The sequence below is a fragment of the Salipiger sp. genome (genome assembly GCF_048261495.1).
In the GTDB taxonomy this organism is placed as follows: Bacteria; Pseudomonadota; Alphaproteobacteria; order Rhodobacterales; family Rhodobacteraceae; genus Salipiger.
In genome coordinates, this window is record NZ_JBLXFX010000004.1 from 273,716 (window position 1) to 296,419 (window position 22,704).

The window sequence follows — 22,704 nt, forward strand, 5'->3', positions numbered from 1 at the left end:
TCAGGCGGCATCGGTGCGCAGGACCGGCGGTGTCCAGTCGCGCCCCGGAATGGAGGAAAGCAGGTTCTGCGTATAGGGATGCTGCGGGTCGGCAAAGACCTCGGCCGTGGGGCCGGTTTCGACGATCTCGCCCTTCTGCATGACGATGATCCGGTCGCAGAGCTGTGCCGCGACGCGCAGGTCGTGGGTGACGAAAAGCAGCGACAGGTTCAGGCGGTCGCGCAGATCGGCCAGCAGCTTCAGCACCTGCGCCTGCACCGACACGTCGAGCGCCGAGACCGGCTCGTCCGCGACGATCACCTTGGGCTCCATCGCCAGCGCCCGGGCGATGCCGATGCGCTGCCGCTGCCCGCCGGAGAATTCGTGCGGAAAGCGGGTGGCGGCGGCGGGCGACAGTTCCACCAGTTCCAGCAGGCGGCGGGCATCCTCGCGCGCCTTGTCCGGCGCGACGCCGTGCACGATGGGCCCCTGCGCGATGATGTCGACCACCCGCTTGCGCGGGTTGAGCGAGGCCATCGGGTCCTGGAACACCATCTGGATGTGCTTGCGCATGGCACGCAGCTCGCGCGGGGAGCAGGCGAGAAGGTCGGTGCCGTCGACCTCGACCTTGCCCGCGTCGCTTTCCAGCAGCCGGGTGACGATGCGCGACACGGTGGTCTTGCCCGAGCCGCTTTCGCCGACGACGCCCAGCGTTTCGCCCCGGTGCAGTTCGAAGGTCAGGTCCCTGACCGCCGTCACCGCGCGACGCTTGCCCGACAGCAGCCCGCCGCGCGCGGCAAAGGTCTTTTTCAGCCCCGTGCCCTTCAGCACCAGCGGCGCGGTGTTCACCGGCTTGACCGGCGGCGGCGTCAGCGCGGGCACGGCGCCGATCAGGGCGCGGGTATAGGGATGCTGCGGCGCGTTCAGCACCTGCGCCGCGGGCCCCTGTTCGACCATCTCGCCCTTGCAGAGCACGGCGACCTTGTCGGCGATTTCCGCCACCACGCCGAAATCGTGGGTGATGAAGAGCACGCCCGCGCCCTCCTCGTCCTGCAGTTCGCGGATCAGCTTGAGGATCTGCAACTGGGTCGTGACGTCGAGCGCGGTCGTCGGTTCGTCCGCGATGATCAGCTTGGGCGAGAGACAGAGCGCCATGGCGATCATCACGCGCTGGCGCTGCCCGCCCGACACCTGATGCGGATAGGCGTTGTAGGCCGAGGCCGGATCGGGGATATGCACCCGTTCGAGCATCTCGAGCGCGCGCGCCCTGCGCTCGGCGCGGCTCTTGCGGGTGTGCAGGCGCAGCACCTCGTCGATCTGCCAGCCGACGGTCTTCTGCGGGTTGAGCGCGGTCATCGGCTCCTGGAAGATCATCGCGATGTCGCGGCCCCGGATCGCCCGCATCTCGGCTTCGGACTTGCCGAGCAGCTCGTCCCCCATGAACCGTACGGAACCGCCCGCCACATGCACGTGAGGTTCCGGCAGCAGGCGCATCACCGCCCCCGCGCAGAGCGACTTGCCCGAGCCGGATTCCCCGACGAGGCAGACGATCTCTCCCGGTGCGATGGTCAGGTCGAGCCCGTCCAGCGCGAAGGGGCGGTCGGAGCCCTCGGGCAGCGCGATCTTGAGGTCGCGGATGGCGAGAACGGGATCGGTCATTTCTTCTGCCTCGGGTTCAGCGCGTCGTTGAGCCCCTCGCCCAGCAGCGAAAAGGACAGCACGGTCAGCACGATGGCGATGCCGGGGATGATGGCGCAATAGGGGTCCGAGCGCAGCACCGCCCGGCCCTGCCCGATCATGTTGCCCCAGCTGGCATAGTTCGGATCGCCCAGCGACAGGAAGGCCAGCGCGCTTTCCAGCAGGATCGACAGCGCCATGATGACCGAGGCATAGACCACGATCGGCGGCAGCGCGTTGGGCAGGATCTCGCGGAAGATGATGGCGGTGTCGGACACCCCGAGATTGCGCGCCGCGTCGACGAATTCGCGTCCCCGCAGGGACAGGAATTCGGCGCGCACCATGCGGGCGGGCGCGGTCCAGCTCACGATGCCGATGGCCAGGGTGATCCATTCGATCCTGGAGCCGAGGATCGCCACCAGCGTCAGCAGCAGCACGAAATTCGGGATGGTCTGAAAGGCTTCGGTCACGCGCATCAGCACGTCGTCGACCCAGCCGCCGAAATAGCCGGCCAGCGCGCCGATGACGACGCCGATGGCGATGGCGACCAGCGTGGCGGCCACCCCCACCAGCAGCGAGATCCGCGCGCCGTAAAAGATGCCGGACAGCACGTCGCGGCCGAGCTGGTCGGTGCCGAGCGGCGTGTCCCAGTTGGTGAAGGGCGGGGTCAGCGGCGCGCCCGCGCGGCGCAGCGGGTCCTCGGGATCGACGATGCCCGCGGTCAGCGCCATCAGCACCACGATGACGAACAGGGCAAGGCCCAGCAGCGCCGCGCGGTTGCGCTTGTAGCGGCGCCAGAAGACCACCAGCCGCGGCGGCTCGGGCGGGGCGAGATCGGTGTCGAGCGTGGTCATGCGAGTTCGATCCGGCTGTCGAGACGTGCATAGAGCAGGTCGGTGAGAAAGTTCACGACGACCACGATCAGGGCGCAGAGAAAGATGATGCCCATCAGCGTGTTCATGTCGCGCTGGATGACGGATTTGTAGGCAAGCTGGCCGAGGCCCGGCAGGGTGAAGATGGTCTCGACCACCACCGAACCTCCGAGCACGGTCGAGAATTGCAGCCCCAGCAGCGTGACCACCGGCAAGAGCGCGTTGCGCATGATGTGATGGATCATCATCCGCCCCTCGCCCGCGCCCTTGGCCCGTGCCGTGCGCACGTAGTCGAGATCCGCGACCTCGAGCACCGAGGCGCGCATCAGCCGCAGGTAGAAGGACAGGTAGATCAGCGACAGCGCGGCGGTCGGCATGACCAGGTGCAGCGCCACGTCGACCACGTGATCCCACCCGGTGTAGAAGCCCGCGATGGTCTTGATCCCGCCCACCGGCAGCCAGCCCAGCTTGACCGAGAACAGCAGGATCATCATCAGCGACAGAAAGAAGCTGGGGGTGGCGTAGAACACGAGCCCCAGCGTCGAGATCACGTTGTCGGTGGCCGAGTAGACCCGCCGCGCGGCAAAGGCGCCGAGCGCGATGCCGACGGTGAAGGCGATGGTGAGCGAGCTTGCCATCAGCAGCAGCGTGGTGCCGAGCCGGTCCATCAACACGGTCGAGACCGGCTGTTCATAGACGAAGGACCATCCGAAATCGAAGGTCGCGAGCTTGGTCATGTAGCGCCAGAGCTGCACCCAGACCGGCTGGTCCAGCCCGTATTCGGCGCGCAGCCGGGCGATGAAGGCGGCATCGGCCCCGCCCATGTCGCCGACGAGCGCGTCGACGGTATCGCCGGGGGCGAGCTTCAGCAGCAGGAAGGTGCCGATCATGATCAGGATGATCACCGGCACCGCCTGGAGGAGTCGGCGCAGCGCGTAGATCAGGATCGGGGGAACGGGCAGGGTCATGCGGGGGGTCCTTCAGGGGCCGGACGGGCGCCGCAGCGCCCGCCCGCAAGCATCACTGTTCGGGATCGCCGGGCGCGATCACTGTTCCAGCCAGAGGTCGTACCAGCTCGACGAGTTCCACCGCGGCGTGTTGTGGTGGTTGTGCAGCGTCTTCGAGGTGACCGAGATGAACGGATGCTCTATCGCGAAGATCACCGGCAGCTCGTCCATCGAGCGGCGCTGGATCTCGTGATACATTTCGGCGCGCTTTTCGGGATCGAGTTCCGAAGCCGCGTCGTCGATCATCCGGTCGATCTCGTCGCTCTGCCAGCCGAACTGGTTGGTCCAGGGCGTGCCCTCGGGCTGGCCGGAGCGCAGCCAGACCATGGTCGACACGGCCGGGTCGGACCGGAACTGGTGCCAGCCGTTCGCCGTGTCGAAATCGTGGTCGCGATAGACCCCGTTCAGAAAGCCGGGCGCGTCGTTGGTCAGGATCTCGACGTCGATGCCGATCTCCTTCATCGCCTGGGCATAGTACTCGGCCCAGAGCTGGGTGTACTCGCCCCAGGGCGCGGGACGGTGGCGCAGGTGGAAGCGGAAGCCGTCCTCCTTGACCGGGTAGCCCGCCTCGTCGAGCATCGCCTTGGCCTTTTCCACGTCATAGGGATAGGTCGTCACCTCGTCGGTGTAGTTCTCCCCCCCGGCGGACGGGATCGGGCCCCGGCCCGGCTTGGCAAAGCCGCGCATGATGGTCTCGATGGCATAGTCGATATCCAGCCCGTGATACATCGCCTGGCGTACCTTGAGGTCGGCGAGGATCGGGTTGCGGTGATTGAACTCCACGGTGGAGTGGGCGACGTTGTTCTCGTAGCCCTGCGTGCCCACGTCGAAGCGGTCGTCGGCGCCGAGCCGTTCGATATCGGCCATCGACACCCCGATGAACCCCGACTCGTGCACCTCGCCCGCTTCCAGCGCGGCGGCGGCGGCGGACTTGTCGGTGATGAAGCGCCAGACGATGCGGTCGAGATAGGGATATTCCGGCCCGCGCCAGTAATCCTCGTTCTTCACCGCCATGACGTACTGGCCGCGTTCGTATTCCACGAACTTGAAGGGACCGGTGCCGACGGGCGCGGTGTTCAGCTCGTTCTTGAGGATGTCGGTGCCCTCGTAGAGGTGCTTGGGCATCGGGTGGCCGAGGTCTGGCATCGCCGCGAGGAACAGCGGCAGCGGCATCGGCTTGGAATAGTTGAAGACGGCGGTGTGCGGATCGGGGCAATCCACCGACTCGAGGTTGGCCTGAAGCGCCGAGGAATAGTTCAGAAGCGCCTTCCACATCTCCATCGCGGTAAAGGCGACGTCATCGCAGGTGAAGGGTTCGCCGTCGTGCCAGTTCACCCCCTCGCGCAGCTTCAGCGTGATGGTGAGACCGTCGTCCGAGCCTTCCCATTCGGTTGCCAGCACCGGCTCGTAGCCGTCGTAGCTCTTGTCGATCAGCGGCTCCACGATCTTGCCCGAGATGTTGTAGACCCCGGTCGAGGCGCGCAGCGCCGGATTGAGGATGCGCTGTTCGGAAACCATGTGGATGATCGCCGTGCCGCCAGTCTGCACGTCCTGCGCCTGCGCCACGGCAGCCGCCGCGGTCAACGCCCCCGCCGAGGCGAGGGCAAGTCCCAGAGTTTTGAAGTCGAAGGTCATGTCGGTCAGTCTCCCGGTCGGTTGCGAACGCTTGTCTGATGGCATTCGCTGATGCGCCTGCGTTCCGCGATCAAACTGCATGCACCTCCGGCGGGGAGTCAACATCAATCCCACGAACGAGACAAAAGTTGGAAATTTTTCCTAGGAAGCGATCACGCCTTGGGATACGCATTCAGAAAATGCGCCTGAGGGAGGCCTTTGTCGTGCCATGCGGGACCGGGTCAATCCGGTCGGAGATCCCTGTCCCGCCTGTCCGTGGTCCCGCCGCCGGTCCGTACGGGCTTGCGGCAGGCTACGCGCCGGCCCTTCCCCAGCGCAACCGTGAATACCCCGGTGCCGCCGCCCTGCCCGTCCGGCCGCGTCGCGCCCCGGCTTCGAGTGCAAGAGGAGACCCCGCATGACCCATCCCGTCAAAGGCATCGACCACTGTTTCGCCCTGGTCGACGATCTCGACGCCGCCGCGGCGCAATATGCCGCGCTCGGCTTCACGCTATCGCCGCGCGGCATGCATTCGGCCAGCAAGGGCACGGCGAATTACACCATCATGTTCCCGGAGGATTACTTCGAACTGCTGGGCGTGCTGGTGCCGACCGAGCTCAACGCCAACCGGCGCGAGATGCTGGCGCGCATGGGACAGGGGCTGCACGCCGTCGCCTGCCGGATCGACGATGCGGAGGCGGCGGCGACCGCGCTCGGCGCGCTCGGCATCGCGACGCAGGGTCTGGGCAGCTTCTCGCGCCCGGTGCCACTGCCCGACGGTTCCGAAGGGATCGCGGCCTTTTCCACCGTGGCCTTCACCCCGGACGAGACGCCGCGCGGCATGGTCTTCATGTGCCAGCACAAGACCCGCGACACCGTCTGGCTGCCGGAGCTTCTGGGCCATGCCAACACCGCCTGCGGGCTGGGCGCCGTGCTGACCGTGTCCGACGCGCCCGCCGCGGACGCCGCCGCCTTCGCCCGGCTCTGGGCCGCGGGCGAGGTGCTGGGCACCGATGCGGGGTTCACCGTCATCACCGGCCCGGACTCGGCCCCGCTTCTGGTCATGGCGCCCGAGGCGATGGCCGCGCTCTATCCCGGCATCGACCTTGCCGAGACGCCGACCGGCGCCTTCACCGCGCTGCGGATCGAGGTGTCGGACATCACCGCCGCCGCCGCCTGCCTCGACGCGGCGGGGATCGCGGCGGTGACCACGGCGACCGGGCTGGCGGTGCCGCCCGCCCATGCGGCGGGCGTGATCGTGGAGTTCGTACCGGCATGACGGACAAGCCCCGCAAGACCGGCATCAAGCCCGCCGACACCATCACCTTCGACGAGACCGACCAGCGCATCCTCGCCATGTTGCAGGAGGACAGCGACACGCCGGTTCAGGCGATCTCGGAGGCGGTGGGGCTGTCGGCGACGCCCTGCTGGCGGCGCATCAAGCGGATGGAGGAAGCCGGGCTGATCAAGCGCCGGGTGGCGCTGGTGGATCAGGAGCGGGCGAATGTCCCGCTGACCGTGTTCATCGGGGTCAGCACCCCCCGGCACGAGATTTCCTGGCTCAACACCTTCCGGGAGCTGATCGACGACATCCCCGAAATCCTCGAAGCCTACCGGCTGACCGGCACGGTGGATTACATCCTCAAGGTCGTGGTGCCCGACATGGCCTCCTACGATGCGGTCTACAAGCGCATGATCGAAAAGCTCGAATTCAGCCAGGTGAATTCCATGATCTCGATGGAGGAGCTGAAGTTCACCACCGCCGTGCCGACGAAATACCTCTGACGCGGGCCGCGCCGGGCGCGCCCCGGCGGCCGGACGGCGACGGCGCTAGTGCGCCGCCCCGCCCGCCCCCTTGCGCGGGGGCTTCATCGCGAGCGCCAGCAGCGCGAGGCTCGCGAACAGCGCCGTGATGAGCAGGAAGACGTCGATGAAGGACATCACCGCCGCCTGCCCCGCGACACGGCCCGCCATCTGCGCCAGCGCGCCCCGGTCGCCGTCCAGCCCCTGTGCCGTGAGGTTCGCCGACATCAGGTTCAGCTGGCGCAGCGCCTCCGGGTTGGCCCAATTCAGCGCCTCGTCCAGCCGCGCGCCGTGCAGCGCCCGCCGGTCGGTCAGCAGCGTGTTGATGAGCGCGAGGCCCACCGCCCCCCCGAGGTTCCGCATCAGGTTGTAGAGCCCGGACGCCCCCTTCATCTGCGCCGGCGGCAGCGTGCCGAGCGCGAGGTTGTTGATCGGCACCATGCAGATCATCAGCGACATGCCGCGCAGGACCTGCGGCACCAGAAGTTCGTCGAAATCCCAGTCCGCCGTCATCTGCGTCAGCATCCAGGACGACAGCCCGAAGCCGAAGAACCCGGCAAGCAGCATCACCCTGAGGTCAATCTTGGACGACAGGAACCCCGCGAGCGGTGCGGTGAAGAACATCGCCATGCCCGAGACGAAGACCGTCTCGCCGATCATCAGGCTGTCGTAGCCGCGGATCGAGGACAGGTAGAGCGGGTAGAGATAGGTCATCCCGTAAAGCCCGATGCCCATGACGAAGCTGAACACCGATCCGACCGCGAAATTGGTGTTGGTGAAGGCCGAGAAATCCACCACCGGATCCTTGCGGGTGAAGGCCCGCCAGAAGGTCGTGACGCCTCCGACCACCATGACGACGAAGAGGATCGCCACCATCTCGTCCTGGAACCAGTCGTTCCCCGGGCCTTCCTCCAGCACGAATTCCATGCCGCCGAGGAAGCAGGCCAGCGCGCCTAGGCCGATCCAGTCGAAGCGGTCGAAGAGCGACCAGTCCGGCTTGTCGAAATCCACCAGCGCCAGCACGCCGAGGGTGACGAGGATGCCCGCCGGAACGTTGACGAGGAACAGCCAGTGCCAGGACATGGCATGGCTGAGGTAGCCCCCCACCGTCGGGCCGACCGTCGGCGCCAGCGTGGCCACGAGGCCGATCATCGGCGAGACGATGGCACGTTTCGACGGCGGAAAGATGGTGAAGGCCGCGGCAAAGACCGAGGGGATCATGCCGCCGCCGAGAAAGCCCTGAAGCGCGCGCCACAGGATCATCTCGTTGATCGAGGTCGAGGTGGCGCAGAGAAAGGAGGCGGCGGTGAACCCGGCCGCAGAGACGGCGAAGAGGTAGCGCGTCGACATCATCCGGCCCAGCAGGCCGGACAGCGGGATCATGATGACCTCGGCAATGAGATAGGCGGTCTGCACCCAGGAAATCTCGTCCGAGGAGGCGCCGAGCCCGGCCTGGATCTCGGGCAGCGAGGCCGAGACGATCTGGATGTCGAGGATGGCCATGAACATCCCGAACACCATGACGAAGAACGCCGCGACCCTGCGCGGCGTGACTTCCGGTTCGTCGGTTGCGGCGGTGCTCATTCAGCGGCCTCCGCGACGACGGTTCCCTCACCTCCCGTGCGGCTGTCGATCTCGACCACCACCGAGAGGCCCGCGCGCAGGCCCGGCGTTCCGGCGGGCAGTTCGATGCGCACCGGCACGCGCTGCACGATCTTGGTGAAGTTGCCGGTGGCGTTGTCCGCCGGCAGCAGCGAGAATTGCGACCCCGTGGCCGGCGCGATCGAGACCACGCGGCCCTCGACCTCGTGCCCGTCCATCGCGTCGATGCTGACCCGCGCGAGTTCGCCGGGGCGGATTTCGCCGAGCTGAGTTTCCTTGAAATTCGCCTCGACATAAAGCCCGTGATCCGGGACCACGGCAGCCAGCCGCGCGCCGGGGCTGACCAGTTCGCCCTCTTCGATGGCGACATTGGCGACGGTGCCGTCGAAGGGCGCGCGCAGGATCGTCAGGTCGAGATCGCGCTGTGCCTGGTCGATGTCCAGCTGCAGATCGCGGCGGCCCGACTCGGTCTCGGCGCGCTGCGCCTTCAGGACCTCGACCTGCGCCTCGGCCCCGGCGATGGCGGCCTCGGCGGCGGCCTTGTTGGCACGTGCGGTATCCAGCGCCTCGTTGGCGGAATCGAGATTGGCCTGCGAGGTCACGTTGCGCGCGGCGAGATCGCGCGCCCGCTCGGCGCCCGTGGTGGCGGTCCTCAGCGCGGCCTCGGCGGCGGTCAGCTGCGCCTCGGCCTGGGCGACCGTGGTCTGCGCCGCCGCGACCTGCGCGTCGATCCGCGCCAGCGTCCGTTCGAGCGTCGGCAGCTTGGCGCGGGCCTGCTCCAGCGCGATGCGGTAGTCGCCGTCGTCGATGCGCACGATCACCTCGCCCTTGGTCACGTGCTGGTTCGCCTTGACCGGGATCGCCGCGACGTAGCCCTGCACCTTGGACGAAACCAGCGACATGTCCGCCTGCACGTAGGCATCGTCGGTATCGACCATGAAGCGCCCGTCGGTCCACCAGCCCCAGCCCTCGTAGCCCCCTGCCAGCAGCGCGATCAGCGCGACACCGGCAAAGATGCGCTTCTTGCGCCCGGATTTCGCGGGGGCGTCGGTCGGCGGCGTCTCGGCGTCGGTCTCGATGCGGGGCGTTGCGGTTTCGGCTTTTGCGCTTTCGATACGGTCATGACGCGACATGGCGGGCAGCTTTCTGGATGAATTGGATCGAACCGTTCAGTTCGACACCAGTTAGGACGGAGAAATTCCGAAATCAAGTCTTTATCGAACCGCTCGGTTCGATTATTTGTCCTGAAAGTTCCGGGAGACCGAGATGAGCGATACAGACACCGCCGACTGCCCCGCAGACAAGCGCCGCCACGCGGCCGGCGAGGACCCGAAGAAGCGTGACCAGATCCTGAACGGCGCCTGGCGGGTGTTCATGGACCAGGGATTCGACGCGGCCTCGATGAACAGCATCTGCAAGGCGGCGGGGGTGTCCAAGGGGACGATCTACGTCTACTTCCAGAACAAGGAAGACCTGTTCGTCGCGCTGGTGGAAAAGAAGCGGCAGGCCTTCTTCGAAGGCATCGGCGCGCGGCTGACCGGGGCGGGCAGCATCGAGGCGGGTCTCATGGCCTATGCCACCAATCTCGGAGAGCTGATGACCTCGGACGACGTGATCCGCGCGCAGCGCATCGTGATCGGCGTGGTCGAGCGGATGCCGGAGCTCGGGCAGCGGTTCTTCGACAGCGGCGCGCGGCATTTCCTCACGGGGCTGTCGAGCTTCCTGCGGTCGGAAACCGCCGCCGGGCGGCTCGACGTGCCGGACCCGGACCTGGCCTCGCAACAGTTCGTCGAACTGGCGACCGCGGGCCTCTGGCGGCAACGGCTGTTCGGGCGGCAGAACGCACCCTCGTCCCCGGACGATATCGCGCATGTGGCGCGCGAGGCGGTGCGCGTCTTTCTTGCCGCCTACCGCCCCGCACCGCGTTAGTCGCTGTCGGGCAGCTCCATCTCGAGCACCGCAAAGCTCAGCGCCTTGCCATGGGCATCGAGCGCGAGCGAACGGGTCACGCCACCCTTGAGCGCGCCCTCGATGACGAAGTTCAGCGCCTGGAGCCGGGGCAGCACGTAGCGCGTGACCGGCAGGCCGCCGAAGATCTCCGAGACGCGCTCGGCCGTCACCTCGCGCTCGATCAGGGGCCAGTCCTCGACCCGGTAGGCGATGACCGAGATGTTGGAGGTCGCCCCCTTGTCGCCGGTGCGGCCGTGGGCGATGTCGTAGAGCCTCATGCCGTGCCCTCCGCGAACCGGACCGAGACGGGGACCTCTCCGGCGGGCATCAGGGCCGAGCGGATGCCGATCACCTCGCGCACCGCGCGGGTCGCGCCGCCGCCCCCGGCGGGGCCGCAGAGGTAGAGCCCCTCGACCTCGTCCGCCACCGCCTCGGCCAGCGCGCGCGTGGCGCAGCGGGCGGCGACGCGCAGGCGCACTTCGCGCGGCTCTCCGGTCGGGGCGCCGGGCAGGATCGCATCGACGCCGATCAGATCGCAGCGCAGCTCCTCGATGCCGTTGCCGAGCGGGGCGAGCCGTTCGCGCACGATCTCCGCCGCCAGCCGTCCGCGCGCCACCGCGCCGGGCCCGGCATAGGACATCTCGCCCTGCCCGATCCAGCCGTCGCGGCTGCCGACCGAGACCTTGAAGCTGCCGGACCGGGGATGCCCCGCCCCGCCCGACACGGCGATCCGGTCCGGCGCGATCTCGGTGAAATCGACGCCCGAGAAATCGGCGATCACGTCCGGTTGCAGATAGCGCGCGGGGTCGTGGATCTCGTAGAGCAACTGTTCGGTGCAGGTGGCGCGGCTGACCCTGCCGCCGGTGCCCGGCAGCTTGGTGATGACGGCGTTGCCGTCCTCCGTCACCTCGGCCAGCGGATAGCCGACGCGGGCGAGGTCGGGCACGTCCTTGCGTCCCGGGTCGGCGAAATAGCCCCCCGTCACCTGCGCGCCGCATTCCAGCAGGTGGCCGACCAGCGTGCCCCGCCCCAGCCGGGTCCAGTCGTCCATCGCCCAGCCGAAGGCATGTATCAGCGGGCCGAGGAACAGCGCCGGATCGGCGGCGCGCCCGCAGAGCACCACGTCGGCCCCCTGCTCCAGCGCGCGCACGATGCCCGCCGCGCCGATATAGGCGTTGGCCGAGACCAGCCGGTCCCCGAGCGCCGCCGCCGGGGCGCCGGTGTCGTCCAGCACGCAGGGACCGATCCGGTCGAGCACGTCGTCGCCCAGCACCGCCGCCACGCGCAGCGACAGGCCGAGGTCGGCGACGATCCGTGCCGCCTGCGCGGCGGCGGCGCGCGGGTTGGCCGCGCCCATGTTGCTGACGATCCTGGTGCCGTTGCGGGCGCAGTGGGGCAGCACGGCGCGCAGCCGCGCCTCGAGCCGGGTGTCGTAGCCCCTGTCCGGCTCCGACAGCCGCGCGAGCTGCGCCAGCGCGATGGTCCGCTCGGCGAGGCATTCGAAGACCAGCACGTCCAGCGCCCCGTCCCGCGCCAGTGCCACCGCCGGGTCGATCCGGTCGCCGCCGAACCCCGCCCCGGCCCCGATGCGCAGCGTCCTCATGCCGTGGCCCTCTGGCGGCGGCGGCCGAACCCCCAGCCGCCCAGCAGCACCAGCGCGGCGAGGAACGGCGTCACCGGATGCGGCCAGATCGCCAGCGCCACCACCGCGAGCAGCAGCGCGATGTCCAGCCCGCGCTGTCCGGTCAGCGGGATGCGCGACAGCAGCAGCGGAATGGCGAGCACCAGCACCAGCCCGGCCAGCATCGCGTCGAGGATGGCAAAGGGGCCGCCCTCCAGCACCATGCCGGGATAGATCAGCAGCAGGAACGGAACGAGATAGGTCATCGCGCCCAGCCGCACCGCCTCTCCGGCGGCCTGCATCCAGTTGGTGCCCGCGATCCCCGCCGCCACGAAGACCGCCACGCAGACCGGCGGCGTGATGACCGAGATGGTGGCGAAGTAGAACACGAAGAGATGCGCGGTGAGCGGGGGAATCCCGACCTCGGTCAGCGCCGGGGCAAGCACCGCCGCCACCAGAACGTAGGCCGCCGTGGTGGGCAGGCCCATGCCCATGACGAGGCAGACCAGACCGACCATCAGCGCGACCATCGCCATGCTGTCCCCGCCCAGCGACACGATCGCCGAGGACAGCGCGACTCCGGCCCCGGTGAGGTTGACCATCGACACCAGCACCTGCGCGCCCGCCAGCAGCACGCCGATGATGACCAGCCCGCGCCCGGCGTCCTCCAGCCCGTCGAGCACGCGCCCGGCCATCTCGCGCGCGGGCAGACGGCCGGCCTGCGTCAGCACGAAGGCCGCGAGCAGCCCGACGATGCCGTAGAAGGCCGAGGTCGCCACCGACCGGCCCAGCCAGAACCCGATGCCGAGCCCGATCAGCGCCGCGCAGACCGGCCCGACCCGGCGCGGTGCCAGGATCAGCGCCCAGGGCGGCAGTTCCTCGGCGGGCACCAGCGCCAGCCCGCGACGGACCGAGACGAGGTGCACCGTGACGAAGACCGAGACGTAGAACAGCACTGCCGGCAGCAGCGCCGCGCGGATGATGTCGGTGTAGGGCACGCCGACGATCTCGGCCATGACGAAGGCGGCGGCGCCCATGATCGGCGGGGCGATCTGGCCTCCGGTCGAGGCCACCGCCTCGACCGCGGCGGCAAAGGGGCGCGGGTAGCCGAGGCGGATCATCATGGGGATGGTGAAATTGCCCGTGGTGGCGACATTGGCGACGGAGGAGCCCGAGATCATCCCGAACAGCCCCGAGGCGATGGTGGCGATCTTGGCCGCCCCGCCCGCCTGCCGCCCGCCCAGCCGCATGGCGAGGTCGATGAAGGCCTGCCCGCCCCCGGTGTGCAGCAGGAGCGCGCCGAAGAGCACGAAGGCGGCGATCACCGTCGCCGCGACCCCGGTCAGCATCCCCCAGATGCCGAGATCCCCGAGAAAGACCGTCTCGGTGATATAATGGGCGTCGAACCCGCGATGACGCAGCGGCCCCGGCATCGAGGCGCCGAAATAGGCATAGCCCAGCCCGGCGAGCACCAGCAGCGGAAAGATCACCCCCACCGTGCGCCGCGCCAGTTCCAGTACCGCGATCACAAGCCCCGCGGTCAGGACAAGGTCCGTCGTCGTGGCCCAGGGCAGTTCGCTCATGATGCGGTCGTAGTTGACGACGATATAGGCGCAGGCGGCAAGGCTCAGCGCCATCAGCGCGAGGTCGACCGCCAGCCCCAGCGGCCGCCACCGCCTCTCCGCGCCCAGGGGATAGAGCACGAAGCCGAGGCAGATCACCAGCGCAAGGAAGATGGCGCGCTGGATCAGACCTTCGAACGGGCCGGTGGCGGCGGTGTAGAAGACGAAGGCGCCGACGAGCAGCGCCAGGGCCTTGCCGGGGGCTGGCAGTTTCATGTCCCGGCCCTTACATCGCCGGTTTCAGCTTGGCGGGCACGTCCATGCCCTGTTCCTCGAACCAGCGCAGGGCGCCGGGATGCAGCGGCACCGTCGCATAGTCGAGGGTCATCTGTGCCAGATCCTCGCCCTTGACGCTGGCCATGGCGTTGCCCTGCACGGTCTTGTCCTCCATCACCGCCTTGACGATCCGGTAGGCGGTTTCCTCGGACATGGCGCTGGTCGCGGCGATGCCGACGCCGAAGCTCCAGGTGGTATAGGCGGGGATGCCCTCGCCCACGCCGGCGGCGATGTCGACGATGGAAATGTCGGGCATGCCTTCGCGGATCCGTTCTGCCTGCTCGGGGTCGAGACCCAGCACGCGGATGTCGGTGGCGGTCGCAAGATCCATGGTCGAGGAATCCAGCGCCTTGGGCGAGCCGGATTTCACGTAGCCCGGCAGGCGGTTGTCCTTGATCGCGTCGACGATGTCGGTGGTCGACCCGCGCACCCAGTCGGGCTTGATCCCCAGCACGTCGAAGACCGCCTCGGTGGTGGTTTCGGTGGCCGAGCCCTTGATCCCGGGATTGATGCGCACCCCGTCGAGGGCGGCGATGCTCTCGACCCCGGAATCCGCGCGCATGATGACGTTCTGCGGCGAGGGCGCATAGACCCAGAGCAGCGACAGATCCTGCGGCTTGCCGTCGAATTCCTGCGTGCCCGCGACCGCGTGCTGCACCACGTTGGTGGTGATGATGCCCAGATCCATCTGGCCGCGCTCCATGCGGCGGATGTTGTCCATGGTGGCGCCGGTTTCGACCACGGTGGCGTTGATGTCGGCGCCGCTCTCGTTGATGAGCTTGCCGACCGCGACGATGTAGCCGTAGTGGCTGGACGAGGCCGAGGTCGAACCGAAGAGTATGTCCTGTGCGCCGGCGCTTCCGCATGCCAGCATGGACGCGCCGAGCGCGGCGAAGATTGCGTGTTTCATGGTCTCCTCCCTGAGACGTTGATGGCCTTTTTCCCGCCCTTGATCCGGGCAGGCCTTCAACGGGCGATGTCCTCTCACGCGCGGCCATGCGGCCTGCGGGCATCTCCCTGTCACCGCTGGTATTCGACCGTCAGGGCGTCGCGGTGTCAACGCCCCGAAGGATCTGTTCGGCCCGCTCGATCAGCGGGCGGTCGACCATCTTGCCGTCGACCTGGACGACCGACCCGGCCGCCGCCTTCAGCGCGCCGAGGATGCGGCGGGCCCAGTCGATTTCGCCCGGGGTCGGGGCAAAGCCCGTCTCGACCGGCGCGACCTGCGCGGGATGGATGCAGAGCTTGGCGCCGAAGCCCAGGGCCCGGGCGCGGGTGATGTCGGCGGCGATGGCGTCGGGGTCCGACAGCGCCGTGGTCACGCCGTCGACCGGCGGCGGCAGATCGGCAAGACGCGAGGCGAGCACGATCTCGAACCGCGCGGGGTCGAGCACGGCCCCGCCGCCCGGAATGCGGGCATCGGCGCCGAAGTCGAGATTGCCGAAGGCCAGCCGCGCCACGCCCCTGACGGCGGCGGAGGCGCGCAGGTTCGCCAGCCCCGCGACGGTTTCCACCAGCGCGACCAGAGGCCGCCCCGGGAGCCGCGCCGCAACCCCGGCAAGGGTCTCGGGCTCGGCCTTGGGCACCATCACCGCGGCGCCCGGCATCCCGGCCAGCGCGGCGAGGTCGTCGTCGTGCCACGGCGTGTCGCCGCCGTTGATCCGCACCATGCCGGCGCCGCCCCCGGCGAACCAGTCGGCCACATGGGCGCGGGCCTCGGATTTCAGCTCCGGGCCCACCGCGTCCTCGAGGTCGAGGATCACCGCGCCCGCCCCGGCGGCGGCGGCCTTGGCAAAGCGGTCCGGGCGCTGGCCGGGCACGAAGAGATAGCTTCGAGGATCGCTCATGGCGCAAAGACCGCTTCGGCCTTCATCGCCAGTTCGCCGTTCGGCCCCCTGGCCCAGACGTCGAGCGTGTCGGGCGCCTCTGCGGGTGCCGCCGCGAGCCGGAAGGCGTGGTCGGCAAAGAGCGGCGCCATGCCGCGAAAGTCGAACCGGACCAGCCGCGCCCCGGGGCGGCAGCGCGCCGCGAAGCCCTGAAGCAGCGTGGCGATGAGGGGGCCATGCACCACGAGGCCGGGATAACCCTCTTCGCCGGTGGCATACTCCCGGTCGTAATGGATGCGATGGCCGTTCGAGGTCAGCGCCGAATAGCGGAACAGCAGGACGGGATCGGGGATCACCTCTTCGGACCACTCCGCCGCATCGGGGGCGGCGGGAGGCACCGGCTTCGGCGCATCGTCGGCGGGTGCCTCGCGGTAGACGATGTCCTGCTCCTCCTCGATGCACAGGGTGCCGCCCGTGCCGATCCGGTGCCGGACGGTGACGAAGACCAGACGGCCCGCGCGCCCGGACTTGGCCTTGACCGCCGTGATCTCGCTCTGCTTTTCCGCATCCGCGCCGACCGGCAGCGGCGCGAGGTAGCGAAGGCGTCCGCCGGCCCACATCCGGCGCGGCAGATCCACGTCGGGCAGGAAGCCGCCGCGCTTCGGGTGCCCGTCGGCACCGACCTCCGAGCGGCGCACGAAGGGGTTGAAGAACAGCCAGTGCCAGCCGGCGGGCAGCGCCGCGCCCGGACCGGCGCCCTGCCCCAGGTCCAGCGTCGCCGCCAGCGCCGACACGCGGTCGGCCTGGATGGTGCCGCAGCGCCGTTCGGTGCGGCCGATGGCGTCGGTGTGGTCATTTTCGGCAAGTGCAGTGGTCATGGTTTTCCCTTCCGTGGTCAGTAGATGACCCGTTCCTCGACCAGCCGCGCGCGTTCGGCGCGGCCCAGCCCGAGGATTTCTCCGTAGACGTGATCCTCGTGTTCTCCGAGGCCGGGTGTCCCCCGCGCGATCCCCGGCGCGTCGCTGCGCGAAAAGCGCGCCGGAAAGCCGACGGCCATGCGCTCGCGCCCGTCGGTTTCGCGCACCGGCACCACCGCGCCGCGCGCCGCCATGTGCGGATCGCGGGCGATGTCGGACGCCCGCCATGACACATGCGCCGCGATGCCGGCCCGTTGCAGCGCCTCGGCGGCCTGCTCGGCCTCGACCAGGACGGCCCAGTCCGACACGATGCGGTCGACCTCGTCCCGTGCCGCGACGCGGGCGGCGGCGGTGGCAAAGCGTGCATCCTGCGCCAGCGCAGCGCGGCCCATCAGGCGGGCCAGCGCCGACCATTGCGCGTCGTCCGACACCGCGATCGACAGCCAGCGGTCGTCGGCGCGGGTGGCGTAGAGCCCGTGCGGCGCGCGCTGCGGGTCGGCATTGCCCATGCGTTTCACCTCGATCCCGGCCGAGGCGGCGGTCAGCGCGTCGCCCGCCAGCGACGAGGCCACCTCGCGCGCGGCCACGTCGACATGGCATCCCTCCCCGGTGCGGCGCCGCTTGTGCAGCGCGGCGACGGTGGCCAGCGCGGCGTTCATGCCGACGGAATGGTCCATCACGTGGCGCATCTCGACCGGCGGGCCGTCCTCGTACCCCGTCAGATGCCCGAGCCCGCCCCAGGCACCGAACAGCGGCGCGTAGCCGGCGAAGTGGCTGTCCGGGCCGCTCTGCCCCGAGGACGAGACCGAGACCATGACGATATCCCGCTTCACCGCGCGCAGCGCCTCGTAGCCCAGCCCCAGCCGCGCCATCACCCCGGCGCGGAAGCTTTCGGCGGCAACGTCCGAAGCCGCCACCAACCGCTTGGCCAGCGCGATGCCCTCGGGATGCTTGAGGTTCAGCCGCACCGACAGCTTGTTCGAGGCGACCTGGTCGAAGGTTGCGGGCCCCGCGCGGCCATAGACCGCATGGGGTTTGCGGAAGATGTCGGGGCGCTGCGCGCTTTCGATCTTGATGCATTCGGCCCCGAGCTGGGACAGCATGTGCGTGCAGAACGGCCCCGCCGCATGGACGGTGAAATCCGCGATCCGGATACCTGCGAGCGGTTTCATGCGGTGACCCTCCGGGCTGCCGGGATCTGCGGTAGCAGCGCCTGGTCGGCGCCGGGTCCGGGGGCGGCGCGGCAAAGGTCGAGCGGCGCGTCGCCGAAGCGGAAGGGCGCGGTCTGGATCAGCACCTCGCCCGTGCCCGGCACGGTCACCGCGCCGAACAGCCCGCGCGCCATCTCGTGTGCACCCGACAGGATCTGTTCCGGCGTGTTGTAGCGCGCCATGGGCACGCCGAGCTCCTGAGCACGGCTCACCAGGTCGTCGACCGCGTGATGGCGCGCCCAGGCCCGGATGTTGCGGTTGATCTCGTCCCCCCGCGCGCTGCGGGTGGCGGGATCGTCCAGCGCCTCGTCCATGGCCCATCGCGGATGGTCCATCAGTCGCACCAGCGCCTGCCACTGGCGTTCCTCGAGCATCAGCAGCTCCACGTGGCCGTCGCGGCATTCGATCACCCCGCCGTAACGGAAGGACCGGGTCAGGCGATGCTCGACCGAGCCGTCGCCGTAGCGCTGCAGCGCGAAACAGCCGACCGCGACGTTGGCGTCCTGCACCGAAGCATCGACATACTGCCCCTCGCCGGACCAGAGCGCCGCCAGTGCCGCCAGCGCCGCCGTGGCGCCGCCCTGCATCTCCGCGAAATGCCCCGCGATCCTGAGCGGCGGGCGGTCGGGAAACATGTCGGCGGAGAGGCCGTTGGGCAGCAGATAGCCCTCTCCGCCGGAATGGATGAGGTTGATTTCCTGCCCGGTCCAGCCCGCCTTGGGGCCGGTTGCGCCGAAGGGCAGCACCGAAAGATGCACGAGGCCGGGATGCCGCGCGGCGATGGCGGTTTCGTCCAGCCCCCGTGCGGCGCGCGCTGCCAGCGGCGTGTCGTCGATGAAGATGTCGGCGGTGTCGAGCAGCGCCGACAGCGCGCCCCGTCCCTCCGGTGTCCCGGTGTCACAGATCACGCTGCGCTTGTCCGCCGCCACATAGGCGAACAGCGCGCTGCCACCGTCGTCGAACAGCGGTGCCTCGCCCCGGAGGGGGCAAAGCGCGGGGGGTTCGGCCATGATGACCTCGGCCCCCATGGCCGCGAAGAGGCGTCCGGCCCAGGCCGCGGCCACGCCCGAGGCGTGCTCCACGACCCGCAGGCCCGCGAGTGGTTTGTCCTGTTGCATCGCCAGACGCCTTCCTTCGTCGTCATCCAGTTACTGGTGGCCGGTCCCTGCTCAGCGCACGACCGGCAGGTCGAGTTCGAGCGCGCCCGCGTCGAAGAACACGCGGATGTTCGGATCGCGGCTCGGCAGCACCACGGTGGCAAGGCCCGGCGTGGTGATCTCGCCGCGCTGGTTCTCGCCCCAGATCTCGAGGTCGACCAGCGCATGCCCGTCCTTGACGTACTTGCGCGACACCTTGCCCTTGCACCAGGTGCTGTCGCCCATGGTGTTGAAGCGGCGCATCTCGGTGCGGATGCGCTTGAGAAAGCCCGCATCCCCCATCCAGTTGGTGACGAGCGAGGCCATCCAGGACGACCGCTGCGGGCCGTAATCGTAGACGCCGGGCACGCCGACTTCCTTGGCGGTGCTTTCGCGGTGGTGGCCGATGCCGGTGTACTCGATCCCCCCGCCCGCTTCGGGATTGCGGAAGAAATGGCCGGGATGCTTCATCGCGTTCTGGAACACGACACCGTGCGTATGGCCGCGCCCGGAGCCGACGAGAAAGCCCATGGTGTCCATCAGCGAGAGCGGGCCGCGCACGATGGGTTCGAGGTTGTCACCCTCGTTCACGTCCTCCCAGTAGCGCACCTTGCTGCCGCGGATGTTCTCGGGCTCGCGCATGATGCAGTCGTCCAGGGCGTCGTATTCGTCCTGCGTGTATTCGTAGGTCTTGATGTCGCTGTACTTGCCCGCGTCCCGCGCCGCCTTGCGTTCGTGACGGGTGCAGGTGCCGAGCGCCCGCGCGATCAGCTCGCCGCGCTGGTTGGTGTAGGTCGCCTCGACATATTGCAGCACCAGGCGGCCGGAGAACTTGCTCTCCTTCACGTCGGCACCGATCACCCGCTCGATGGCGTTGACGCGGTCGCCGGGACGGATGTGGCGGAACAGCTCCCAGTCGTTGCCGGCGTAGAAGCCGTGCACGCCGGGCAGACCCCAGCGGGTGCGGCCGATCCAGCCGTAGGCCATCGGGAACATCGGATGCGCGACCTGCGCGCCGTGGCGCGATGCGGCGCCGTATCCCTGCTCGCGGTAGAGCGGGTTGAGATCGCCGATGCCGTTGCACCAGTTGCGCAGCGTGTCGGTGGTCGCATCCTGCAGGTACGGACCCTCCGGGCGCAGTTGCAACCCGATCATCTTCTGCGCGGCGGCGATCGCCTCGTCGGTGATCTTGCCCTCGGCGGGTGCGCCGCCGACGGCTTCCCTTGCGCGTTCCTTCGTATCGACCGTGTTCACTCGGGTCTCTCCTCTTCCGGTATGAAACTGCGCGGTCCTCCCCGCGCCCTTGAGACTCACTTAATGCATTTTATTTTCTTTCGTCAACCAAGGATGCGCAGGATAATGCATTTTCTTGCTGATTTTGCCGGAAAATCCCGGAAAAACGCGTCAACCCGGCGCACCCCATGGGGCGCGCCGGGCAATTTAATGCATTATCGTGAAATCAGAGCGTGACGTCGGCCGCCGTGGCGATCTGCGCGTAGCGCCGCAGCCCGGCCAGGGCAAAATCGTGCTCCTCGCGCGTCGCCCCGGCGCAGCAGTCTTCCAGAACCACGCAGGAATAATCGCGGTCGTGCCCTTCGCGCACCGCCGCCGAAACCACCCCGTTCGTCGACACCCCGCACAGGATCAGACGTCCGATCCCCTGCGCGCGCAGAAGCGGTTCGAGCTTCGTGCCGTAGAACGGGCTGACGCGGTGCTTGACGATGTCGGGATCGCCCGGTTCCGGGGCAAAATCGGCATGCACCTCGGTGCCCCAGCTTCCCAGGGTAAAGACGCCGTTGTCCTTCGCCTTGGAAAACACCGGAGATCCCGGCGGGCATTCGGCATAGTCCGGCGAGAACCCGACCCGCACGTAGCCCACCATCACCCCGGCCTGCCGCGCGCGGCGGATCGCCAGCGCGGTGTTGGCGTGGACCCCCCTCTCCTCGCAGAGCGGCACATAGGTCTTGGCGCCCATCCCGTCGGGATGAACGAGGTCGTTGAGCATGTCCATGACAAGCAGGATGCTATCAGCGGGCATATCCGTCTCCTTGCTGCGAAACCCCGGAACCGGGCTGCGCGCAAGGCGGGCCTACCCGGTGTAATTGGCCTTGAATTCGTCCCATCCGGCGCGGATGTGGGTGCGCAGGGCACTCAGCATCGCGCCCTCGTCGCGCGACAGGATCGCGCTCAGCATCTCGTGATGCTCGTCCGAGGCGCGCCCGATCCGGCTGTCGAGCTTGTTGATGAGGTCGAAGGGATACCGCGCCCAGAGCGCCCGGACAAAGCGCAGCGTCTGCGGCAGTTCGGCGGCGAGATAGAGCACCTCGTGAAAGCGGTAGTTGATGGTGCGCACGGAATCGCGGTCCCCCGCGCTTGCCGCCGTTTCGAGCTGATCCTGCAGCCCGCGCAGCTCCTGCACCTGCTCCGAGGTCAGCTTGCCCATCGCCCGCAGCGCCAGCTTGCACTCCAGCGTGACGCGCAGATCCACGATTTCCTCGGTCGCGTCGATGTCGAAGGGTGCCACCACCGCACCGCGATGCGAGGTCCCGAGGATGAAACCCTCGGCCTCCAGCAGCTTGATCGCTTCGCGCACGGGCGTGATGCTGGTGCCGATCATCTCGGCCAGTTCGGCCTGTTTCAGCTTGGACCCGCGCGGGAATTTCCCTGAAATGATGCCTTCCCGCAGGTAATCCGCGACCCGTTCTTCCTTGGTCTGGTGCTTCAACGCCGTGGCCTTCCGTCAAACTTTGCATCGCCTTATACCACCTGCGCGGCAGAAGAATGCAATATCTTGCGGGCACCCGTATGGTCGGGGGCGACGTCGAGCCGGAGAATGTTTTCCGCCTCGGCGGGATAGAGCGCGGCGAGGCGCGGATCGTGGGCGGGCAGGACGTGGTCGTCGCTGTCGGCCAGGGCACGGATCAGGTCATGCCCGGCGATCATGTCCGAGGCGTTGAACACGACGGCAAAGGGCACGCCGCGTTCGTATTCCTCGTAATAATGCAACGCGTCCGAGGCCAGGACCACCCAGCCGCGCGCCGTGCGCACGCGCACGATCTCCTGCCCCGCGCAATGGCCCCCGACCCAATGCACGCTGACGCCGTCGGCAATCTGCGCTTCGCGGCCGTGCAGGGTCAGCCGGTCGGCGTGCAGCAGGGTCACGAGCCGGGCGATCTCGTCGGGCTCGTAGGCGCGGCGGAACCACGGCTTTTCCATCCAGGGGCCGGTGACATAGGCCATTTCCTCGGCCTGCATGTAAAAGCGCGCGCGCGGAAAGGCATCGAGATACCCGAGGTGGTCGTAATGCGCATGGGTCAGGATCAGCGTGTCGACCAAGGCCGCGTCCACGCCCAGTTGCGCCAGCCCGTCCACCGGGCTCAGCAGGTGGGTATGGCCGTGCCGGGCGGCCTTGGCCGGGTCCATGCCGGTGTCGACCACGATGGCCCGATCGTCCGAGATCAGCACCCAGGAATAGAAGTCGAGCACCAGCGGCGCCTCGGGGTCGGCTTCGCGGATGAAGTTCTGGCCACGTTTGCGCGATGCATTCACCGCATGACGTATGCCAAGGATTTTCCATGTCTTTTCCATGTC

The 22,704-nt window shown here is 68.6% G+C and carries 21 protein-coding genes; 3 read left to right on the forward strand and 18 right to left on the reverse strand.

The window, feature by feature from the left end:
* From ACN0RJ_RS10560 to ACN0RJ_RS10575, 4 genes are all read right to left on the reverse strand, one after another.
* A complete protein-coding gene (locus tag ACN0RJ_RS10560; protein ID WP_417718988.1) occupies positions 1-1,638 on the reverse strand; it encodes an ABC transporter ATP-binding protein in 1,638 nt (545 codons plus the stop codon).
* Positions 1,635-2,510: an ABC transporter permease gene (locus ACN0RJ_RS10565; RefSeq protein WP_417718987.1), complete on the reverse strand. Its 876-nt coding sequence runs from the start codon at positions 2,508-2,510 to the stop codon at positions 1,635-1,637. The genes ACN0RJ_RS10560 and ACN0RJ_RS10565 overlap by 4 nt, the downstream gene beginning before the upstream one ends.
* Positions 2,507-3,496 (reverse strand): ABC transporter permease, encoded by a 990-nt coding sequence (locus tag ACN0RJ_RS10570; RefSeq protein ID WP_417724232.1) that lies wholly within the window; start codon positions 3,494-3,496, stop codon positions 2,507-2,509. The genes ACN0RJ_RS10565 and ACN0RJ_RS10570 overlap by 4 nt, the downstream gene beginning before the upstream one ends.
* Positions 3,497-3,574: 78 nt before the next feature.
* Positions 3,575-5,170, reverse strand: coding sequence for an ABC transporter substrate-binding protein (locus tag ACN0RJ_RS10575; RefSeq protein ID WP_417724233.1), 1,596 nt, complete (start codon positions 5,168-5,170; stop codon positions 3,575-3,577).
* A gap of 397 nt (positions 5,171-5,567) precedes the next feature.
* On the opposite strand from ACN0RJ_RS10575, the gene ACN0RJ_RS10580 reads away from it, so the two are divergent.
* Entirely contained in the window at positions 5,568-6,428 is an 861-nt protein-coding gene (locus tag ACN0RJ_RS10580; protein WP_417718984.1) for a VOC family protein, read from the forward strand.
* On the forward strand, positions 6,425-6,934 hold the full coding sequence (locus ACN0RJ_RS10585; protein ID WP_417718983.1) for an Lrp/AsnC family transcriptional regulator: 510 nt from the start codon (positions 6,425-6,427) through the stop codon (positions 6,932-6,934). Before ACN0RJ_RS10580 ends, ACN0RJ_RS10585 begins: the two co-directional genes overlap by 4 nt.
* Positions 6,935-6,979: 45 nt before the next feature.
* Here ACN0RJ_RS10585 and ACN0RJ_RS10590 read toward each other — a convergent pair whose 3' ends face one another.
* Entirely contained in the window at positions 6,980-8,536 is a 1,557-nt protein-coding gene (locus ACN0RJ_RS10590) for a DHA2 family efflux MFS transporter permease subunit (protein ID WP_417718982.1), read from the reverse strand.
* Positions 8,533-9,687: an HlyD family secretion protein gene (locus tag ACN0RJ_RS10595; RefSeq protein WP_417724234.1), complete on the reverse strand. Its 1,155-nt coding sequence runs from the start codon at positions 9,685-9,687 to the stop codon at positions 8,533-8,535. The genes ACN0RJ_RS10590 and ACN0RJ_RS10595 overlap by 4 nt, the downstream gene beginning before the upstream one ends.
* 133 nt (positions 9,688-9,820) lie before the next feature.
* On the opposite strand from ACN0RJ_RS10595, the gene ACN0RJ_RS10600 reads away from it, so the two are divergent.
* On the forward strand, positions 9,821-10,483 hold the full coding sequence (locus tag ACN0RJ_RS10600; protein ID WP_417724235.1) for a TetR/AcrR family transcriptional regulator: 663 nt from the start codon (positions 9,821-9,823) through the stop codon (positions 10,481-10,483).
* Here the strand turns inward: ACN0RJ_RS10600 and ACN0RJ_RS10605 are convergent.
* The 12 genes from ACN0RJ_RS10605 to ACN0RJ_RS10660 all read right to left on the reverse strand — a co-directional run bounded on the left by ACN0RJ_RS10605 (position 10,480) and on the right by ACN0RJ_RS10660 (position 22,662).
* Positions 10,480-10,782 carry a hypothetical protein gene (locus ACN0RJ_RS10605; RefSeq protein WP_417718979.1) on the reverse strand — a complete coding sequence of 101 codons (303 nt, stop codon included), beginning with the start codon at positions 10,780-10,782 and terminating at the stop codon, positions 10,480-10,482. The two genes, ACN0RJ_RS10600 and ACN0RJ_RS10605, sit on opposite strands and share 4 nt — an antisense overlap.
* On the reverse strand, positions 10,779-12,107 hold the full coding sequence (locus ACN0RJ_RS10610) for an acyclic terpene utilization AtuA family protein (RefSeq protein ID WP_417718978.1): 1,329 nt from the start codon (positions 12,105-12,107) through the stop codon (positions 10,779-10,781). Before ACN0RJ_RS10610 ends, ACN0RJ_RS10605 begins: the two co-directional genes overlap by 4 nt.
* Positions 12,104-13,963: a TRAP transporter permease gene (locus ACN0RJ_RS10615; protein WP_417724236.1), complete on the reverse strand. Its 1,860-nt coding sequence runs from the start codon at positions 13,961-13,963 to the stop codon at positions 12,104-12,106. Before ACN0RJ_RS10615 ends, ACN0RJ_RS10610 begins: the two co-directional genes overlap by 4 nt.
* Positions 13,964-13,973: 10 nt before the next feature.
* Positions 13,974-14,933 (reverse strand): TAXI family TRAP transporter solute-binding subunit, encoded by a 960-nt coding sequence (locus ACN0RJ_RS10620; RefSeq protein WP_417724237.1) that lies wholly within the window; start codon positions 14,931-14,933, stop codon positions 13,974-13,976.
* Positions 14,934-15,063: 130 nt separating this feature from the next.
* Complete coding sequence (locus tag ACN0RJ_RS10625; RefSeq protein WP_417724238.1) at positions 15,064-15,870, reverse strand: HpcH/HpaI aldolase/citrate lyase family protein; 807 nt, start codon at positions 15,868-15,870, stop codon at positions 15,064-15,066.
* Positions 15,867-16,727 (reverse strand): FAS1-like dehydratase domain-containing protein, encoded by an 861-nt coding sequence (locus tag ACN0RJ_RS10630; RefSeq protein WP_417724239.1) that lies wholly within the window; start codon positions 16,725-16,727, stop codon positions 15,867-15,869. The genes ACN0RJ_RS10625 and ACN0RJ_RS10630 overlap by 4 nt, the downstream gene beginning before the upstream one ends.
* Positions 16,728-16,744: 17 nt before the next feature.
* Positions 16,745-17,938 (reverse strand): CaiB/BaiF CoA transferase family protein, encoded by a 1,194-nt coding sequence (locus ACN0RJ_RS10635; RefSeq protein ID WP_417718974.1) that lies wholly within the window; start codon positions 17,936-17,938, stop codon positions 16,745-16,747.
* Positions 17,935-19,095, reverse strand: a complete 1,161-nt coding sequence (locus ACN0RJ_RS10640) for a CoA transferase (protein WP_417724240.1) — start codon at positions 19,093-19,095, stop codon at positions 17,935-17,937. The genes ACN0RJ_RS10635 and ACN0RJ_RS10640 overlap by 4 nt, the downstream gene beginning before the upstream one ends.
* A gap of 51 nt (positions 19,096-19,146) precedes the next feature.
* Positions 19,147-20,367: an FAS1-like dehydratase domain-containing protein gene (locus ACN0RJ_RS10645; protein WP_417724241.1), complete on the reverse strand. Its 1,221-nt coding sequence runs from the start codon at positions 20,365-20,367 to the stop codon at positions 19,147-19,149.
* A 205-nt stretch (positions 20,368-20,572) separates the two neighbouring features.
* Positions 20,573-21,151, reverse strand: a complete 579-nt coding sequence (locus ACN0RJ_RS10650) for a cysteine hydrolase family protein (protein ID WP_417718970.1) — start codon at positions 21,149-21,151, stop codon at positions 20,573-20,575.
* A gap of 51 nt (positions 21,152-21,202) precedes the next feature.
* Positions 21,203-21,838, reverse strand: a complete 636-nt coding sequence (locus tag ACN0RJ_RS10655; RefSeq protein ID WP_417718969.1) for a GntR family transcriptional regulator — start codon at positions 21,836-21,838, stop codon at positions 21,203-21,205.
* 32 nt (positions 21,839-21,870) lie between these two features.
* A complete protein-coding gene (locus ACN0RJ_RS10660; protein ID WP_417724242.1) occupies positions 21,871-22,662 on the reverse strand; it encodes an N-acyl homoserine lactonase family protein in 792 nt (263 codons plus the stop codon).
* Positions 22,663-22,704 lie beyond the last annotated feature (42 nt).

Bases quoted from the DNA above. Each gene is read 5' to 3' on its own strand.
- ACN0RJ_RS10570 (WP_417724232.1), bottom strand. From the start codon at position 3,496: ATGACCCTGCCCGTTCCCCCGATCCTGATCTACGCGCTGCGCCGACTC.
- ACN0RJ_RS10600 (WP_417724235.1), top strand. From the start codon at position 9,821: ATGAGCGATACAGACACCGCCGACTGCCCCGCAGACAAGCGCCGCCAC.
- ACN0RJ_RS10650 (WP_417718970.1), bottom strand. From the start codon at position 21,151: ATGCCCGCTGATAGCATCCTGCTTGTCATGGACATGCTCAACGACCTC.
- ACN0RJ_RS10590 (WP_417718982.1), bottom strand. From the start codon at position 8,536: ATGAGCACCGCCGCAACCGACGAACCGGAAGTCACGCCGCGCAGGGTC.
- ACN0RJ_RS10610 (WP_417718978.1), bottom strand. From the start codon at position 12,107: ATGAGGACGCTGCGCATCGGGGCCGGGGCGGGGTTCGGCGGCGACCGG.
- ACN0RJ_RS10625 (WP_417724238.1), bottom strand. From the start codon at position 15,870: ATGAGCGATCCTCGAAGCTATCTCTTCGTGCCCGGCCAGCGCCCGGAC.
- ACN0RJ_RS10620 (WP_417724237.1), bottom strand. From the start codon at position 14,933: ATGAAACACGCAATCTTCGCCGCGCTCGGCGCGTCCATGCTGGCATGC.
- ACN0RJ_RS10595 (WP_417724234.1), bottom strand. From the start codon at position 9,687: ATGTCGCGTCATGACCGTATCGAAAGCGCAAAAGCCGAAACCGCAACG.
- ACN0RJ_RS10635 (WP_417718974.1), bottom strand. From the start codon at position 17,938: ATGAAACCGCTCGCAGGTATCCGGATCGCGGATTTCACCGTCCATGCG.
- ACN0RJ_RS10580 (WP_417718984.1), top strand. From the start codon at position 5,568: ATGACCCATCCCGTCAAAGGCATCGACCACTGTTTCGCCCTGGTCGAC.
- ACN0RJ_RS10630 (WP_417724239.1), bottom strand. From the start codon at position 16,727: ATGACCACTGCACTTGCCGAAAATGACCACACCGACGCCATCGGCCGC.
- ACN0RJ_RS10575 (WP_417724233.1), bottom strand. From the start codon at position 5,170: ATGACCTTCGACTTCAAAACTCTGGGACTTGCCCTCGCCTCGGCGGGG.
- ACN0RJ_RS10560 (WP_417718988.1), bottom strand. From the start codon at position 1,638: ATGACCGATCCCGTTCTCGCCATCCGCGACCTCAAGATCGCGCTGCCC.
- ACN0RJ_RS10640 (WP_417724240.1), bottom strand. From the start codon at position 19,095: ATGCAACAGGACAAACCACTCGCGGGCCTGCGGGTCGTGGAGCACGCC.
- ACN0RJ_RS10605 (WP_417718979.1), bottom strand. From the start codon at position 10,782: ATGAGGCTCTACGACATCGCCCACGGCCGCACCGGCGACAAGGGGGCG.
- ACN0RJ_RS10565 (WP_417718987.1), bottom strand. From the start codon at position 2,510: ATGACCACGCTCGACACCGATCTCGCCCCGCCCGAGCCGCCGCGGCTG.
- ACN0RJ_RS10585 (WP_417718983.1), top strand. From the start codon at position 6,425: ATGACGGACAAGCCCCGCAAGACCGGCATCAAGCCCGCCGACACCATC.
- ACN0RJ_RS10615 (WP_417724236.1), bottom strand. From the start codon at position 13,963: ATGAAACTGCCAGCCCCCGGCAAGGCCCTGGCGCTGCTCGTCGGCGCC.